Annotated in this window: 16 protein-coding genes; 1 reads left to right on the top strand and 15 read right to left on the bottom strand. The window is 68.6% G+C overall.

The genetic code is table 11. From position 1 onward, the window contains the following. Positions 1–19: 19 nt before the first annotated feature. The 5 genes from WG902_RS15570 to WG902_RS15550 form a co-directional block, all read right to left on the bottom strand. The gene (locus WG902_RS15570) at positions 20–778 is read right to left on the bottom strand and encodes an SDR family NAD(P)-dependent oxidoreductase (RefSeq protein ID WP_340061051.1); all 759 of its coding nucleotides are present in this window, start codon (positions 776–778) and stop codon (positions 20–22) included. A gap of 58 nt (positions 779–836) precedes the next feature. Next, complete coding sequence (locus WG902_RS15565) at positions 837–2,099, bottom strand: TRAP transporter large permease (RefSeq protein WP_340061050.1); 1,263 nt, start codon at positions 2,097–2,099, stop codon at positions 837–839. Then, positions 2,096–2,671, bottom strand: coding sequence for a TRAP transporter small permease (locus tag WG902_RS15560; protein ID WP_340061049.1), 576 nt, complete (start codon positions 2,669–2,671; stop codon positions 2,096–2,098). The genes WG902_RS15565 and WG902_RS15560 overlap by 4 nt, the downstream gene beginning before the upstream one ends. A gap of 81 nt (positions 2,672–2,752) precedes the next feature. Next, positions 2,753–3,730 (bottom strand): TRAP transporter substrate-binding protein, encoded by a 978-nt coding sequence (locus tag WG902_RS15555; RefSeq protein WP_340061048.1) that lies wholly within the window; start codon positions 3,728–3,730, stop codon positions 2,753–2,755. A gap of 153 nt (positions 3,731–3,883) precedes the next feature. Then, positions 3,884–4,714, bottom strand: a complete 831-nt coding sequence (locus tag WG902_RS15550) for a fatty acid hydroxylase family protein (protein WP_340061046.1) — start codon at positions 4,712–4,714, stop codon at positions 3,884–3,886. A gap of 159 nt (positions 4,715–4,873) precedes the next feature. Here WG902_RS15550 and WG902_RS15545 point away from each other — a divergent pair, with 159 nt between their 5' ends. After that, complete coding sequence (locus tag WG902_RS15545) at positions 4,874–5,500, top strand: TetR/AcrR family transcriptional regulator (protein ID WP_340061045.1); 627 nt, start codon at positions 4,874–4,876, stop codon at positions 5,498–5,500. Here WG902_RS15545 and WG902_RS15540 read toward each other — a convergent pair whose 3' ends face one another. From WG902_RS15540 to WG902_RS15495, 10 genes are read right to left on the bottom strand one after another with little or no spacing between them, the layout of a single operon-like run. After that, on the bottom strand, positions 5,501–6,349 hold the full coding sequence (locus tag WG902_RS15540; protein WP_340061044.1) for an AraC family transcriptional regulator: 849 nt from the start codon (positions 6,347–6,349) through the stop codon (positions 5,501–5,503). Positions 6,350–6,395: 46 nt separating this feature from the next. After that, entirely contained in the window at positions 6,396–6,884 is a 489-nt protein-coding gene (locus WG902_RS15535) for a TIGR02444 family protein (protein ID WP_340061043.1), read from the bottom strand. Between the two features lie 31 nt (positions 6,885–6,915). Beyond that, a complete protein-coding gene (locus tag WG902_RS15530) occupies positions 6,916–7,722 on the bottom strand; it encodes an enoyl-CoA hydratase/isomerase family protein (RefSeq protein ID WP_340061042.1) in 807 nt (268 codons plus the stop codon). 40 nt (positions 7,723–7,762) lie between these two features. Continuing rightward, entirely contained in the window at positions 7,763–8,377 is a 615-nt protein-coding gene (locus WG902_RS15525; protein ID WP_340061041.1) for a UbiX family flavin prenyltransferase, read from the bottom strand. Next, a complete protein-coding gene (locus tag WG902_RS15520; protein ID WP_340061040.1) occupies positions 8,374–9,825 on the bottom strand; it encodes a UbiD family decarboxylase in 1,452 nt (483 codons plus the stop codon). The genes WG902_RS15525 and WG902_RS15520 overlap by 4 nt, the downstream gene beginning before the upstream one ends. 22 nt (positions 9,826–9,847) lie before the next feature. Continuing rightward, positions 9,848–11,425, bottom strand: a complete 1,578-nt coding sequence (locus tag WG902_RS15515; protein WP_340061039.1) for an AMP-binding protein — start codon at positions 11,423–11,425, stop codon at positions 9,848–9,850. A 3-nt stretch (positions 11,426–11,428) separates the two neighbouring features. Continuing rightward, positions 11,429–11,950 carry a (2Fe-2S)-binding protein gene (locus tag WG902_RS15510; RefSeq protein ID WP_340061038.1) on the bottom strand — a complete coding sequence of 174 codons (522 nt, stop codon included), beginning with the start codon at positions 11,948–11,950 and terminating at the stop codon, positions 11,429–11,431. Then, positions 11,947–12,777: an FAD binding domain-containing protein gene (locus WG902_RS15505; protein ID WP_340061037.1), complete on the bottom strand. Its 831-nt coding sequence runs from the start codon at positions 12,775–12,777 to the stop codon at positions 11,947–11,949. Before WG902_RS15505 ends, WG902_RS15510 begins: the two co-directional genes overlap by 4 nt. After that, a complete protein-coding gene (locus tag WG902_RS15500) occupies positions 12,774–15,743 on the bottom strand; it encodes a xanthine dehydrogenase family protein molybdopterin-binding subunit (RefSeq protein ID WP_340061036.1) in 2,970 nt (989 codons plus the stop codon). Before WG902_RS15500 ends, WG902_RS15505 begins: the two co-directional genes overlap by 4 nt. A 31-nt stretch (positions 15,744–15,774) precedes the next feature. Beyond that, entirely contained in the window at positions 15,775–16,749 is a 975-nt protein-coding gene (locus WG902_RS15495) for a Bug family tripartite tricarboxylate transporter substrate binding protein (protein ID WP_340061035.1), read from the bottom strand. Between the last annotated feature and the right edge of the window lie 59 nt (positions 16,750–16,808).

The following is a 16,808-nucleotide window of genomic DNA, read 5'->3' as shown; positions in this document are numbered from 1 at the left end:
AGGCCAGCGCCGGCGGCCGTCAATGCATGACCGAGCCGCCGTCCACCACCAGCGTCTCGCCCGTCATGAAGGCGCAGGCGTCGGAGGCGAGGAACAGCAGTGGCTCGATCAGGTCTTCCGGGGTCTGGTCGCGCTTGATGGCGCGGCTGGCGAGCACGGGGCCGGTCAGCTTCTCGCGCATGTCGGTGTTCTGGATCACCCCTTCGCTGAGCACCAGGCCGGGCGCCAGCGTGTTGACGCAGATGCCGTCGCCGCCGACTTCGCGTGCCAGTGCCCGGGTCAGCGCCAGGATGGCGCCCTTGGAGGTCACGTAGTGCAGCAGGTTCGGCGTGCCCTTGAACGGTGTGCCGGACGAAATGTTGATGATGCGTCCGTAGCCTCTCCTGCGCATGAACGGCACCACGGCCTTGGCGCAGACGAAGGGCCCGCGGACGTTCACCGCCATCACCTTGTCCCACTCGGCCACGTCGATCTCGGAAAACGGCTTCAACTGCAACGAGGCATACACCGCCGCGTTGTTGACCAGGATGTCGATGCGGCCGAAATGTTCGTTGACCGCCTCGGCCATCGCCAGGACCGACGCTTCGTCGGCGACGTTCACCTGGACCGCCATCGCACGGCCCCCATCGGCTTCGATTTCCTTGGCCACCGCCGTGCCGTCCAGGATGTCGGCGATGGCGACGCGCGCACCTTCGGCCGCCATCGCACGTGCGTAGGCGGCACCTATCCCTTGCGCACCGCCGGTGATGATGGCGACGCGATCCTTGAGTTTCTGCATGGACTTCTTCCGATGAGTGGAGGGATGGAGGGCGCCGCAGGCGCGACGCCCGAACCGGTTAATCGATGAATGCGGTCACCAGGTACGGCTGCCAGCACAGCAGGATCAGGATCAGCAGCGTGGCAAGCAGGAACGGCATCAGCGGGCGCATGATTTCGGCCGACGTCGCGCCGGTCACGCGTGACGCCACGTAGAGGGCCGTGCCGACCGGCGGCGTCAGCAGGCCCAGCGTCAGGTTGATGCAGATGACCACGCCGAAGTGGTAGGGGTTGATGCCGTACACCTGGGTCGCCACCGGCAGCAGGATGGGCACCAGCAGGATCAGGGCGGCGATGCCGTCGATCACGGTGCCGATCACCAGCAGCAGTGCGGTCACCAGCAGCATGAAGACGAAGGGGTCGGAGGTGGTCTGCTGGAGCAGAACCGCCAGCTGCTGCGGAACCTTCTCGAACACGATGACCCAGCCGAAGACGCCGGCCGCGGCCACCAGGACCAGCACCACCCCGCTGTTAAGCGCCACCCGCAGCAGCATGCCGCCGATGCGGTCGAAACGGACCTCCTTGTGCGCGAAGATGCCGACCAGCACGGCCGTCAGGGCGCCCACCGCCGCCGCTTCGGTCGGCGTCGTGATCCCGCCGAGGATGCCGCCGATCATGACGACCGGCACCAGCAGCGACGGGATGGCGGCCCCGATGTTGCGCAGCTTCTGCTGGCGTGACAGGCGCTCGCCCGGCGGGTACTTGTAGTAGTAGCCGAGCAGCGCGATCACGCCGATGAAGGCAAGGGTCATCAACAGGCCGGGCACGATGCCGGCGATGAACAGGTCGCCGATCGAGATCTGGGCCAGCACGCCGAAGACCACGAACATCATCGATGGTGGTATCACCGGTGCGAGCAGGGCGCCGGCGCAGGTGGTGGCCGTCGCGAAACCGCGCGAGTAGCCCTTCCTTTCCATCTCCGGCACCAGCACCTGCGCCATCACCGCGACCTGCGCATTGGCCGAGCCCATGATGGAGGCGAGGAACATGTTGGCCAGGATGTTGATGTAGGCGAGCCCGCCGCGCAGGTGGCCCACGAACACCGAGGCCAGCGCCACCAGCCGGCGCGTGATGCCGCCTTCGTTCATCAGTTCGCCCACCGCCAGGAACAGCGGGATGGCGAGCAAGCCGTAGTTTTCGAGGCTGGAAAAGAATTGCTGCGGAAACGACTGGTAGAGCACCGGGTTGCCGCTTGCATAGATGTAGGCCAGCGCGGTCATCGCCAGCACCAGCGCGATGGGGACGCCGAGAAACAGCAGGGCAGTGAAGACGGCCGTGATCATTGGATCGCTCCCCTGTCGCCGGCCGCCGCGGCCGGCACGCCGCACGGCAGGGCCGCCGCAGCCGGCGTGGCCATGGTTTGCAGCAGGTTGGAGAGCGCATGCACGCTGATGGAGACAGCCACCAGCGGCATGACCAGCCAGAACCAGAACTTGGCGACCCCGAGCGTGGCCGTGGTGTCCTGGTACATGAAGTTGAAGGTCTGGCCGGAGAACTCGCGCAGGTCGAAGCCGAGCCGCATCAGCGTCAGGGGCTCGAACCAGCGGTAGCACAGCACCAGCAGGGCGATGCCGAACACCAGCACCAGCAGATCAATCAGGATTTTCATTGCCTTCATCAGAAAGGGCGGCACCGCATCGACCAGCATCGTGACGGCGACCGCATCGCGGGTCTTGAGCGTCAGCGACATGGCGATCATCGCCAGCCACACCATCAACAGGATGGACAGTTCGTCCATCCAGTAGATCGGGCTGCGCATGGCGCGACCGGCCACGTTGGCCAGGACCATCAGCGGCAGTGCCAGGGCGAACAGGCGGAGCACGCCGCGTTCTGCTTGGGCGATCCGGTCGCTCATGTTTGTAATGGTTTTGAGCAAGGCAGTCTCCAGCTTGAAGCGGCGCGGGGACGCGGCGCGCCCCCGCGCTGCCTCGGGCCCTTACTTGATGGCTGCGGCCTCGCGGCGCAGGTCGGCCAGCACCGGAGTGCGCTTGAGCCAGATGTCTTCCCACTGCTTGAGCGTGTCGCCGAAGAACTCGGGTCCGACCTTCGTCACCTTGACCTTGGTGCCCCGCACGCCCTTCTCCATCTCCTGCTCCACCTGGACGTACTTGTCGAACAGGCCGTTGAGGTGCTTGCGCGCGGCGCCGCCGACCAGGTCGCGGTCGGCCGGGGACATGGTCTGCCAGAGGCGGCCGGAGACCAGGCCCACGACCGGGAACATCATGTGGTTCGACTGCAGCAGCGTGTTGCCGCGCTCGAAGAACTTCATGCGGTACACCAGTTCCATGTCCGCATCCACGCCATCCACCTGGCCGTTGGCCAGCGAATCGTAGACGTCGGTCAGGGGCATCGGGGTCGAAGCCGCTCCCAGCAGCTGGTAGAAGTCGCGCACCGGCGGGAACGGCGTGATGCGCATCTTGCGGCCCTTCAGGTCGGCGGCGGCGTTGGTCGGAAAGGCGTTGAGCATCAGCCGCATCGAGGCCACGCCGTAGCCGACCCCCACCGCCCCGACTTCACGCGGCAGGCGCTCCAGCATCTTCTGCGCGGTTGGGCCGTTCAGCAGCACGCCGGCCTGCCGCACGTCCTTGACCAGGTAGGGCGCAAACAGCGCGCTGTAGTCGGGCACGCGGTTGGTGATTTCGGCGGCGGTCATGAAGGCCATGTCGAGCGCCCCGGTCTGCAGCTGCTGCAGCATCTGCGCCTCGTTGCCCAGCTGGCCGGACGGGAAGATCGTGACCGAGTACTTGCCATTGGACTTCTGCTTGAGCTCTTCGCCCATCGCGACCGCGGCCTTCGACCATTCGTGGCTGGCCGGCACGATCAGCCCCAGGCGCATTTCCTTCGCGTGGGCTGCCGTGCCCATGGCGAGGCTGGCAGTGACGGCGAGCATGGTGAGCAGCTTGTTGAATTTCATGTGTTGTCTCCTTCGTTTGTGGGCTCTTGACTTCGATCCGCACTCTACGAGCCGACGCCCGGCGAGGCATTGGCAGAAGCTCCGGCTTTTTGCCATGGAGTCCGGATCGATGTGCGGTCGCAGCATGGATTCGCGACCGCGGGGGGAGAGGCCTTAGCCCCGTCTCGCCTCCTGCATGCCAGCCATCTCGATCGGGGCGTCCTCGCCAGCCGGCTGCGCCTGCCCGGCGCGCCGGACCTGCTGGGCCCGCAGCCTGGCCTGGTCTTCCTCGTTGCGCGCCTCGTCCGACATGCCATTGAACAGCGTGCCGAGCAGGCCCTTGTTCAGGTCGCTGGTGCCGAACAGCGCATCGCAGATGGGGAAGGTGAGGTTGAAGTTGCGGGTGTGCATGAAGTCGGGGTTATGATGAAGTACATGCATGCGCCGTACCGTGTTGACCAGCGGCAGGCGATCCAGGATCGGATGCTCGAGGTGCGATAAGGTGTGCAGGCCTTCGTACATCAGGAAGTACGACGCCATGGTCAGCATTGCGATGTACCCCGCGTTGGCCGACCACAGGTTGCCGATCAGCAGGGCCGCCGGCAGGGCCGCCAGCACGAACAGCACCGGCGCGAACGGCGGAAACAGCAGCGCGCGCCACTCCTTGTGGCCGTCGTAATCGAGCGTCTTGTGCGAGAAGAACTGGTGGTGGGTCGCGACGTGGCGCTTGTAGGCCGGCTTGATCCAGCTCTTCGGGCTGTGCAGCAGGTAGCGGTGCCCGGCCCATTCCGCCCAGTTCCCGAACAGGAACATCGGAACCACGACGAACAGCCATTCCTGCCAGGTGGTGTTCTGCAACTGCGCTGCGCAATACCAGGCCACGCCGATGGTGAATGCCAGCGTGAAGCCCAGGTGCATCTCGCCGCGGTACCACCCGGGGGTGTCTTCCACGTACTGCTTCCTGAAGGACAGGGACCGTGCAACGATTTCCTCTTCGCGATTCATGGGGGCTCCTTTCATTTCGCACAGCAGTCCGGCGCGGGCGCACCGGACTGGCCTTTCAGCGGTAAATTAAGTACACTGCCTTAGATAAGTCTATACACTTAACTAACCATGTCAACCTTGAAACCAGTGCGCTCGGACGGAAGGCAAACGCAGGCCCGGATGAAGGCCGTCGCACAGCGGCTGTTCGCGCTGCACGGCATCGACGGCGTCTCGGTGGCCGACATCGTTGCGGCGGCGGGGCAGCGCAACAAGGCTTCGCTGCAGTACCACTTCGGATCGAAGGACGAATTGATCGGCGAACTGCTGGTCGACGGCGCGCAGAAGGTGGAGGCCTTCCGCCTGGCCCTGCTCGACCAGATGGCGGCGGACGGCGGTCCGCGCCATGTGCGTGATGTGCTGGACGCCTTCGTCCGGCCGGTGTACCAGCTGACGGCGACCGAAGCCGAAGGCAGCACCTACCTGCGCTTCCTGTCGAACGTGCAGCTCACGCATCGCCCGCTGTTCCGCGCCTACATCGGCGCCAAGTGGAATACCGGCTATCGCCGCTGCCTCGAGCATTTCCGCCAGCTGCTGGCCCACATCCCCGCCCCGGTGCTCGAACAGCGCATGTCCCTGGTGGCGATCTACACGACTTCGGTGTTCTCGATCAAGGAAGTGCCGGCTGAGGAGGCGCCCGCCTCGTCCCGCCTGTGGGCGCGCAAGTTCACGCTGGACAACATCCTCGACACCTTCGAGGCGATGCTGGTCTGCGCTCCTTCGGCGGCGACACTGGAAAAGCTGAAGTAGTCAATACACCTGCACCACGCGCCGGTACTCGCTGGGCGTCACTCCGACCTGGCCGCGGATGAAGCGCGTGAAGTGGCCCTGGTCGGAAAAACCCAGGTCTTCCGCGAGGCGCCCGAGGCTGGTTCGATCGTCCGCCTGCGCCAGCCGCCGGCAGGCGGTCTCGGCGCGCAGGGTGTTGACGTAGACGTGCGGCGTCATCCCGGTGCAGCGGCGAAAGCGCACGAAGAACTGCGCGCGCGACAGATGCGCGGAGGCGGCCAGCCGGTCCGCGTCCAGCGGCTGGCCCAGGTGCTCGCCGATGTGGCTGAGCGCGCGCTGGATGCGCGAATCGGGCAGCCGCAGCCCCTCCGGCCGCATCAGGTCCTGGATGCTCTCCCATGCCGAGAACTGTTCGCTGAGCGCCAGCATCAGCTCGAACAACGCGCTCTCCAGGCGCTCCTGCTTCATCGGGATGGGCGACATCAGATCCCCGATCAGGTCATCCGCCAGCTTGCGGATGCGCGGAGTGATCTGGACGCAGGGCCGCGGGAAGAAGCGGGGATGGGCCGCCAAGCGCAGCGGGTCGTGCAGCGTCGCCAGCCACCTGGGTTCGATGTACAGCGCCAGGTAGACGGTGCGCGGAAAGTCGGGTTCGCTGTAGAAGTAATGCGGCTCCCAGGCATTCACCAGGATGGCGGTGCGGTCGGTGACCGGCAGCCGCTCCTCGCTGACGTAGAAGGCGGAATCGGCGCCACTGGCCTTGAAGATCACGTGGCACTGCGAGTGCGCATGCGAAACCAGCGGGGTATCCATGTCGAGCAGCGCCAGGCGACCGAATTCGCCCTGCGCCATCCTGAGTGCTGTCGTCATCCGATCCTCCTGAAGGAACATCGTCTTTGCTGGAGCGGGTGCGCAGTCACCACGGCCAGGAGGGACTGGCGTACTGCGTGCGGCTTTCGCGCTTCAGGTCGCCGGCCGCGTTCTTCGAAGCGCGGGTTGGGGCCCACGCCTGGGAAGAAAGCCAGTCACATAGCGCGTACAACTCGGCCTGCTCGGCGTCCAGTTCCGCCTGGGCAATCTGGACACGAAGAGCCTGCACGCTTTCCTCCTGGCCTGGAGCGAAGCCGGACGGATCCTTCAGGGTCCGACGCAGCCGCCGCAGGGGCAGGATCACCTCGGAGCGCCAACCGGCGACCTGCGATTCGGCGGCGGCGACTTCGTCCGGTGTGAGTGGTCGTCCGAGCCGCAAGGCCGAGTACTCCTGGAACAAGTGCAGCACGATGTCCAGCCCATGCTCATCCTGCAGTGCGTGGAGATGCTTCGACTCGTGGGGCGTAAGGTCGCGATAGCGTGCCACGATGAAGTCCCACGCATCCTGCTTGTTGACGGGTTGTTCATCGGTCATGGGAGGCAGCGCCGTCGAAACCGGGCGGCGTTCAGGAACCGGTGAACTTGGGAGTGCGCTTGCCGTGGAAGGCCTCGACGCCCTCGCGGAAGTCATCGGAGCTGCGCAGCCGGCTGTAGCAATGGCCTTCCAGCTCGATGGCCACGGTCAGCGTGGAGTCTTCGGTGTCGTTCAGCAGCTTCTTGGCGGTGCGTTGCGCGATCGGCGAGAAGGCGCGCAGCTCGTCGACCAGGCGATCGGTGGCCGCTTCCAGCTCGGCATCCGGCACGCATTCGGTGGCCACGCCCCACTCGTAGGCCTGCTGGCCCGGAATGCGGCGCGAGCGCATCACGATGTCCTTGGTGCGGGTGATGCCCACCATCTTTTGCAGGCGGGCCGAGCCGCCGGAGCCGGGGATCTGGCCCAGCTTCTGTTCGGGCAGGGCGTAGCGCGTGGTTTCGGTCACCAGCCGGAAGTCGCAGGCCAGCGAAATCTCGAAGCCGACACCGAAGCAGTAGCCGCGGTTGGCGGCGATCACCGGCTTGCTGCAGCGCGCGGGCGCGGCGATGTTCCAGGCCAGCTTGGAGACGTGCTCCGGCGAGGCTTCCAGGAAGCCCTTGATGTCGCCGCCGCTGGAGAAGTGCTCGCCTTGCGCGCGCAGCACGATCACCCGCACGGCCGGGTTCTCGTCCAGGGACTCGAACACCAGGCGCAGCTGGTCGCGCTGGGCCATGGAGATGATGTTGTAGGGCGGGCGGTGCAGAACGACATCGGCGCGTTCGCGCGCGGTGTCGATCTGGACGCTGAAGCCATCCAGTTGTTCGAGCAGGGTTTGGGCGGGGTGGGTCAGTCGGGTCATGGAAGGGCTCTCGGGGAAACGATGGAATTGCGAAGGGGAATCAGGGATTGGGCATGCGTACCAGGGCGGCCGGCTCGGGCCGGCGCAGGCCCTCCCAGCGTTTGACGAGATCGCTGTGATCCACGTCGAACAGGTCCAGCACGCGGCCGACGGTGTGGTCGACCACGTCGTCGAGCGACGCGGGACGGACGTAGAAAGCCGGCACCGGCGGGAACACGATGGCGCCCATCTCGGTCACGGCGACCATGTTGCGCAGGTGCGCCAGGTTCAGCGGCGTTTCGCGCGCAAGGAGCACCAGGCGGCGCCGTTCCTTCAGTACCACGTCGGCGGCGCGGCTGACCAGGTTGTCGCCCAGCCCATGCGCGATGCCGGCCAGTGTCTTCATCGAGCAGGGCGCCACCACCATGCCGGCGGTGCGGAAGGAGCCGCTGGAGACGGCGGCGCCGATGTCCTTGACGTTGTGCACCTCGTCGGCCAGGGCCTCGATCTCGCTGCGCTTGAGGTCCACCTCCTGGGCAGCGGTGAGCGCGCCGGAGGCGGACAGCACCAGGTGCGTTTCCCACTCGGGCAGCGTGCGCAGCACCTGCAGCAGGCGGATGCCGTAGATGGCCCCGCTGGCGCCGGTGATCGCCACGATCAGGCGCTTGCGGGTCATCTTTGCACCTTGCCGGTCGCGAAGTCGACGCGAGCCGAGGTGTCGATCAGCGCGGCCAGGTCCTCGGTGTCCTCGCCCGGCACGCGCACCTTGGTGAACACGTGCTCGTGGTAGACCACGGGCCGGGTGGCGTCCAGGCCCATCTTGGCGCTGATGCCTTGCAGGTGGGACGGGGGTGCGCTGTTCTCGCCGAATTCCTGGCCCACCGTGGTGGAGGGATCGAGCACCGAGCCTTGCGCCCCGGCGATCACGACCAGGTCCCGGTCCGCCTGGAAGCGCGTGGCCACGGCCCATTCCACCTGCAGCGGGTCGTGCACCTCGACGTCGTCGTCCACCACCACCACCTGCTTGATGTCGTAGTGGGCGCCGAAGGCGGCGCAGATCACGTTCTTGGGCTGGCCCTCGTGGGTCTTCCTGATCTTGACGAACAGGTGGTAGCGGCCGACGCCGCCGATCGACAGGTGGACGTCCAGCACGTTGGGGAAGCTGCGCTGCAGGTGGGCCAGCAGCGTCGCCTCGCGCGGGATGGAGCCCAGCAGGAGGTGCTCCATCTCGGCGGGCACGATGGTGTGGAAGACCGGATCGCGGCGATGGGTGATGGCGTCCACCTGGATCACCTCGCGGTGCTCGCGCGCGCTGTAGTACTTGGGGAACTCGCCGAAGGGGCCTTCCAGCTCCTTCACGCCCGGCAGGATGCGTCCTTCGATCACCACCTCGGCGTCGGCCGGCACGCGCACGTCGTTGGTCAGGCACTTGGCCACCCGCAATGGCGCCCCATGGAGGGCGCCGGCGATCTCCAGTTCGTCGCAATCGAGCGGGGCGATGGCCTGCGAGGCCAGCAGCGTGAGCGGGTCGACGCCGATCGCCACCGCCACTTCCAGCGGCTGGTTGCGCGCTTCGGCCTCCTTGTAGAAGGCCCAGAGGTGGCGCGGCAGCATCAGGATGGCCATGCGCTCCTTGGAGTGAACCTGGATCCGGTTGATCGAGACGTTCTGCACCCCCGTCTTCGGGTTGCGGGCGATCACCAGGCCGGCGGTGATGTAGGGGCCGTTGTCGTGCTCGCTGTGGGTGGGGATGGGCAGCACCTGGCGCGGATCGACGCCCTTGTGCACCACCTGCTGGCAAAGCGCCTCGCCGGCCGGCACTTCCCGCCAGGGCAGCGGGTTCTCGGCGGCTTGGCGAAAGCGCTGCAGCAGTTGCGACTCGGGCACGCCCATGGCTTCGGCGATCCAGCCGCGGCGCGACATGAAGCCCGAGACCACCGGCATGGCATGCCCGCCGGGCCGGGGGAAATAGGCCGCCTGCCGGCCGTCGAGCCGCTTGGCGATGGCGGCCAGCTGGTGCTCCAGCTTCACGCCTTCGCGCATGACGGCCAGGCGGCCGGTGTCGGACAGGTGGGCGAGCCAGCGGCGCAGGTCGGTGGAGAGGGCGGGGGCGGAGGTGGTCATGGGCGTGCGGGGTGGAGTGGGATCAGGCGGAACGGTTCTCGCCGCCCGGCAGGGGCGTGTACTCGCCAGCCACGAGCTTGCGGCGCAGCACCTTGCCGACCGGGGACTTGGGGATCTCGGCGACGAACACGTATTCGCGCGGCCGCTTGAAGTTGGGCAGGTCGGAGCTGCGGCAGTGCGCGTCCAGCGCCTGCGCATCCAGCGACGCGCCGCCGTCGCGGGTGGTGACGAAGGCCACGACGCGCTGTCCCCAGCGCTCGTCCGACAGGCCGGCCACGGCCACTTCGGCCACGCCGGGGCACAGGGAGATGACGGACTCGATGTCGACCGGCGAGATGTTTTCGCCGCCGCTGATGATCATGTCGTCCACCCGGCCGGTGACGAACAGGTCGCCGTCCTCGTCGAGGTAGCCGGTGTCGCCGGTGAAGTACCAGCCACCGCGCAGCGACTTGGCGTTGGCGTCCTCGCGTTTCCAGTAGCCCTCGAAGGCTTCGTCGCCGCGCAGGTCGGCGATGACCTGGCCCTCCACCCCGGGGCCCACGCGGTCGTCGACGTCGGCGGCTTCCAGGCGCACCACGCGCAGCCGGGTGTTGATGCCGGCGCGGCCGGCGCTGCCGGGCTTGTCCAGCGCTTGCTGGTCGATCGAGAAGGTGTACACCTCCGAGGAGCCGTAGTGGTTGACGAAGAGCTCGGGCTCGAAGGCCGCCTGCAGGCGCTTGAGCAGCGCGTCGTGCATGGGGGCGCCGGCAAAGCCCAGCTTCCTCACCGAGGCGATGTCGGGGCCGGGGCCGCTGCCGTGCCCGGAGCGCTCGCGCTGCGTCAGCACGTCGTGGTAGAGCGTGGGCACCAGGTACAGGCAGGTCAGGCGCTCGGCCTCGATCAGGGCCAGCGCCCCCTGCGTGTCGAAGCGGGGCATGCACACGAACACGCCGTCGACCAGCGCCATGGCGAGCAGGGAGCGCACGCCCATCGTGTGGTACAGGGGCATCACGCCCAGCGTGCGTTCGCCGCGGCGGTAGAGGTTCTGCGCCACGTGCGCCAGCGCCGCGGCGCGCTCCTGCCGGTGGCGGCGCGGCACGCCCTTGGGCTTGCCGGTGGTGCCCGAGGTGTAGAGCATCAGCGACAGGTCCTCGGCATCGGCCGCGGTCTGCAGGGGCGCCGCCGGGCCGGCCAGCAGGGCCTCCCAATCGCAGGTGGCATCGCTGCCTTCGAGCGGGCCGACGCCGATGCGCGGCAGTTCGCGCGCGGCGCCGCTGGCACCGGTGGCCTCCTCGCTGGAGGTGTCGAAGAACACGGCCTTGGCCTCGGCGTCGGCCAGGCAGTAGTCGATCTCGTCGGACTTGGCGCGCCAGTTCAACGGCACGATCACCACGCCCAGGAACTGGCAGGCCCAGTGCAGCGTGGCGGCCTGGTGGCGGTTCTGCAGCAGCGACAGCAGCCGGTCGCCCCGGCCGAGTCCCAGGCGCTGCAGGCCGGCCATGGTGCGGGCGATCTGTTCGTGCCACTGCGCGTAGGTGAGGCGCACGCCGCTGTCGACCAGGGCGAGGGCATGGGGGCTGCGTTCTACGCTTTGCAGGAAGGTCGTACCGAGGTCGAGCATGGATCAGTCTCCGGTGTGGGGGGCGGTCGCGGCCTGGCGGCGCAGCGACGCGGTTTCGAGCACCGCCGCCACGATGGGCGTGTAGCCGGTGCAGCGGCAAAGATGGCCCGACAGCATGTCGCGCACCTGGGCTTCGCTGGGATCCGGGACGCGCTTCAGGTAGTCGTCGCAGCTCATGAGGATGCCGGCGGTGCAGAAGCCGCACTGCAGGGCGTGGTGGCGCTTGAAGGCCTGCTGCAGGTCGGACATCGGCCCGTCCGCATCGCACAGGCCTTCGACGGTGTCGACGCGGCGGCCGTCGACCTGCAGCGCCAGCGTCAGGCAGGAGCGGCTGGCCACGCCGTCGATCTGCACGGTGCAGGCACCGCACACGCCGTGCTCGCAGCCCACGTGCGTGCCGGTCGCGCCCAGCCCTTCGCGCAGGAAGTCGGACAGCAGCATGCGCGGCTCGCAGGCAGCGCTGCGGGCGGCGCCGTTGAGCGTCAGGCGCACGGTGTGCTGGCGGTCGCGGCTGAACTGCTTCATCGGGAGGTCTCCGTGACTTGGGCGATTACCTGCGCGCCGAGCTGGCGCACGAGGTGGCGGCGGAAGGTGGCGCTGGCATGCGCGTCGTCCTGGGCTTCGAGTTCCCAGGCGAAGTCGTTGAGGGCGCTGTCCAGCTCGGCGCCGCGCAGGTCGGCCGGCCACTGCGCCAGGCGCGGCCGGTCCGACACCCCGCCGATGGCGAGGCAAAGGCCGCGCGCGTCGCGTACGGCGGCCGCCGAAACGATGGCGAAGTCGCCATGGCGGGCCGAGAACTCGGTGAAGGCGCTGCGCTGGCCCGGCTGGGCCAGCGGGAAGCGCACCTGCTCGACCAGTTCGTCGGGCGCGCGCGCCGTCATCAGCATGCCCTGGAAGAACTCGCTCGCGGGCAGGGTGCGGCGCTTCCTGGCGTTGCGCAGCACCACCTCGCCGCCCAGCGCCAACAGCACCAGCGGGAGCTCGGCGCTCGGGTCGGCGTGGGCCACCGAGCCGCACACGGTGCCGCGGTTGCGCACCTGGAAATGCGAGATGAAGGGGAAGGCCTGCGCCAGCAGCGGCACTTCCCGCGCCAGGGCCGGGCGCCATTCCACGCTCGCTTGCGTGGCTGCCGCCCCTACCGCCAGCATGCCGCCTTCGCTGCGCACGAAGTCCAGATCGTCGGTGCGCGAGATGTCGATCAGCACGCTGGGTTGCGCCAGCCGCATGTTGAGTACGGCCATCAGCGACTGGCCGCCGGCCAGGATCCGCGCCTCGGGGCCGAGCGCCTTGAGCTGCTGCACCGCCTCGTCGGCGGTTTCCGCGCGCACGTAGTCGAAGGCCGCCGGCTTCATCGCGCCGCTCCCAGGCGGGCCAGAAAGCGCTCCCACCATGAGCCCGAAGGCGTGGCGCCCTTGCCGCCCGCCTGCCGGCCGAGTTGTTCGAACAGCTGCCGCAGCACGATCTTGGCCGCGCCCTCCAGCATGCGGCCGCCCACGGCCGCCACCTTGCCCGAAACCTCGGCCTCGTAGTCGTAGCGCAGCAGCGTGCCGCCATCCCTGGGCTCGAGCGTGACCAGGCCGCTGCCCTTGGCCGCGCCCATGCTGGACAGGCCGGAGCCGGCCAGCCGCAGGCGGTGCGGCGGCTCCAGGTCGCTCAGCGCGATCTCGGCTGCGTAGCGCGCCTTGATCATGCCCACGCCCACCGTCACATCGGCACGGTAGCGGTTGGGGCCGGTCTGCTGCAGTGCGTGACAGCCGGGGATGACCTTGGCCAGGGCCACCGGGTCCAGCAGCACGGCGAACACCGCCTCGGGTGCGGCCGGCAGCAGGATCTCGCCTTGCGCCGCCAGGGCCTTGCCGGCCTTGCCGCCCGCGGGCCGCGCCGGCGCCGCACCCCGGGAGGGCGGCGGATCGTCCATGCCCAGCAGGTCCATCACGCGCGAGGGGGTCAGCGGCAGCGTGACGTCGGCCACGCCGAGCGCGTCGGCCACCGCGTTGGCGATGCAGGGCGGCGTGCTCATGTTGTTGCCTTCGCCCAGTCCCTTGGCGCCCAGCGGCGTGAACGGGCTGGGAGTTTCCAGGTGCACGATGATCGGGTCGGGCACCTCGCAGGTGGTGGGCACCAGGTAGTCGGCGAAGGTGCCGGACTGGAAGCTGCCGTCGCTGCCGTAGCGGAACTCCTCCATCAGCGCCGCGCCCAGTCCCTGGGCGAATGCGCCGCGGATCTGGCCGTCGGCCAGGGCCGGGTTCAGCAGGGTGCCGGCGTCGTGCGTGGTCACGTAGCGGTCGATGCGGACGCGGCCGGTGGCGCGGTCCACCTCGACGGCGCAGATGTCGAAGGCGAAGCCGTAGGCCGCCGAGGTGTTGACGCGGTCGTCCTCGTCCGGGGCGGTCAGTTGCGGCGGCGACCAGAAGGCCGTTTCGCGCAAGCCCACGGGCTCGCCCTCGGGCAGCAGGCCGGGAGCCCAGTGCGGGCTGGCAGCCAGCCGGCCGAAGGGCTGGCCGCGCTCGGGCGCATCCTTGGGGTAGACCTTGCCGCCGGCAAAAACCACCTGGTCGGGCGCGCATCCGAACTGCGCGGCGGCGATGCGCGCCAGCTTGTCGCGCAGGCGCTGGCAAGCCAGGTGCAGCGTGCCGGCCACGGCACCGGCGAAGCGGCTGGAGTAGTTGCCGGCCGCGACCGACCAGGCGTCCTTGGCGGTGTCGAACTCGGTGTTCACCGACACCTCGTCCGGATCGACGCCGAACACGTCGGCCGCCAGCTGGGCGCACACGGTGCGGTGGCCCTGGCCGGCCGGCGCGGAGGCGATGACCACCGTCAGGCCGCCCAGCGGGTCGATGCTCACGGTGGCGGCGGCGATGGCGCCGTTCTTCGGACCTGCCTTGGCGCGCTGGTCGCGTGGCAACACCGTCGTGATGTAGCCCATGTTGGAGACAGAGGGCTCCACGATGGCTGCGAAGCCGATGCCGTACAGCCGGCCCTCGGCGCGGGCGGCCGCCTGCCGCTGGCGCAGCTCGTCGAAGCCGCCCTCGCTCAGCGCCAGCTCAAGGGCTCGCTGGTAGTCGCCGGAGTCGATCAGCGCGCCGGCGGCGGCCCGGTAGGGAAACGCGTCGCTGGGAATGAAGTTGCGGCGGTAGACGTCCAGCGGATCGAGCTTCAGTTCGACCGCGATGCGCTGCACCAGGCGCTCCAGCGCGAAGTACACCTGCGGCCCGCCGAAGCCGCGCACCAGGCCCGAGGGCGTCTTGCTGGTCAGCACCACCCGGTTGCGCACGCCGAGGTTGGGGATGGCATAGGCGCCGGTCAGGCAGCCGTGCATGCGGTAGAAGGTGGCGGGCTCGGGCGCGCGCAGGTAGCCGCCGCAGTCGTCGAGCTGGTCCAGCGACAAGGCGGTGATGCGGCCGTCGGCCTCCACCGCCGCGGCCGCGTGGCACAGGCGGCCGGTGGCCGAGGTGGCGGCGGTCAGGTGCTCGAGCCGGTCTTCCACCCACTTGACGGGGGCGCCGGCCTTGCGCGCCGCCAGGCACATCAGCACGGCCGGGTTGAGCACGGCCTGCTTGACCCCGAAGCTGCCGCCGGAATCCGGGAAGGTGCGGTGGCGCAGCTTGTTGCCCGGCACCTTCAGCGCCATCGCCATCACGGTGTGCAGCGAGAACGGCCCCATGAAGTTGGACTGCACGTCGTAGCCGTCCTGCTCGGAGAGGAACTCCGCCACCACCACCGCGCATTCGATCGGCGTGCAGGAGTTGCGCGGGTATTCGACCGTGAGCGCGACGCGGTGCGGTGCGCTGGCGAAGGCTTGTTCGGGGTCGCCGTAGCGAAAGCTGCGGTCGCTCACCACGTTGCTGCCGACCTTCTCGTGCAGCACCGGGGCGCCTTCCGCGATGGCGGCGCGGATGTCCGCCACCGGCGGCAGGGTTTCGTACTCGGCCTCCAGCAGCTCCAGCGCATCCTCCGCGAGGTAGCGGCTCTCGGCGACCACCACCGCGACCGGCTCTCCCACGTAGCGCACCTTGTCCACGGCCAGGGCCCACAGTTCCATCGGCGCCTTCACGCCAACGATGAAGGGCTTGGACCAGCGTTGCACGTCCGCGCCGGTCAGGACGGCGCGCACGCCGGGAAGCCGCAGGGCCTGGTCGGCACGAACGGCCAGCAGCCGGGCATGGGCATGCGGCGAGCGCAGCACCGCCGCGTGCAGCGTGCCGGCGCGCACGGGCACGTCGTCACCGAAACGGCCGCGGCCGGTCAGCAGCGGGCGGTCTTCGACGCGCTGCGCGCGGCGGCCCAGGTGGGGGGGGGCGGTGGGTGTTTCAAGCATGGCGGAGCGGATCGGACCCGTGCACGGCCACTCAGTCCACCGTGATGTTGCGGTCGCTCACGACCTTCTTCCACAGGGCCAGCTGGCCATCGATGAAGCTGCGGAAGTGCGCCGGTGTACTGCCGTCGGGCACGACACCCTGTGCCGCGAACGCCTTCTTCACCTCGTCCTCGTCCAGCATCCGGTTGAGGTCGCTGTTGAGCTTGTCGACGACGGACTGCGGGGTGCCGGACGGCACCACGAAGCCATGCCAGGAGGAGACCTCGTAGCCGGGGATTCCGGCTTCCGCGGCCGTGGGCACATCGGGCAGCAGGGGCGAGCGCTTCTGCGCCGCGATGGCGAGCGGGCGCACGCGGCTCGTCTGCATGAAGGGCATCGCGTGCGGCAGCAGGTCCATGGCCACATCGAACTGGCCACCGGCCAGGTCGGTCAGCATGGGGGTGCTCCCCTTGTAGGGGATCTGGCGCATCTGCGTGCCCGTGGCAGTTTCGAACAGCGCCATCGCCAAGTGGTTCGAGGAACCGGCTCCCGAGGAACCATAGGTCAACACATTCGGCTTGGCGCGGGCCGCGGCAAGGACGTCCCTGGCGCTGCGGTACGGACTCTGCGCGTGGGTCACCAGCAGCATGGGCGAGCGCCCCGCCAGCATCACCGGCGCGAAGGCCTTCTGCGTGTCGTACGCGATGTTCTTGTACAGCCAGGGGTTGGCAGCGTAGGGGAACTGCACGACCAGGATGGTGTGGCCGTCGGACGCCGAGCCGGCCACCTCCTTGGTGCCGATCATGGTGCCGGCGCCCGGCCTGTTGTCGACGATCACCGGCTTCTTCCAGTAGTCGCCCAGGTGCTTGGCCGCGAGCCGGCCGAGCGTGTCGTTGAAGCCGCCGGCCGGATAAGGCACGACGATGCGGACCGGCTTGCTGGGGTACTCCTGCGCCTGGGCGGCACCGATGCCGCAGGCGGCGAGGACCGCGAGCATTTGCAGCGCTTTGCGGGGGGTAGGGAACATGGAAGTTGTCTCCGTTGATTGGCTGTTCTGTGGCGGGCGCGGGGGCGGGACTGCTCGTG

Source organism: Ramlibacter sp. PS3R-8, from assembly GCF_037572435.1.
Taxonomy (GTDB): domain Bacteria; phylum Pseudomonadota; class Gammaproteobacteria; order Burkholderiales; family Burkholderiaceae_C; genus Ramlibacter.
The sequence above is the reverse complement of the archived record's forward strand: the minus strand, read 5'-3'. Positions and strand labels throughout refer to the sequence as shown.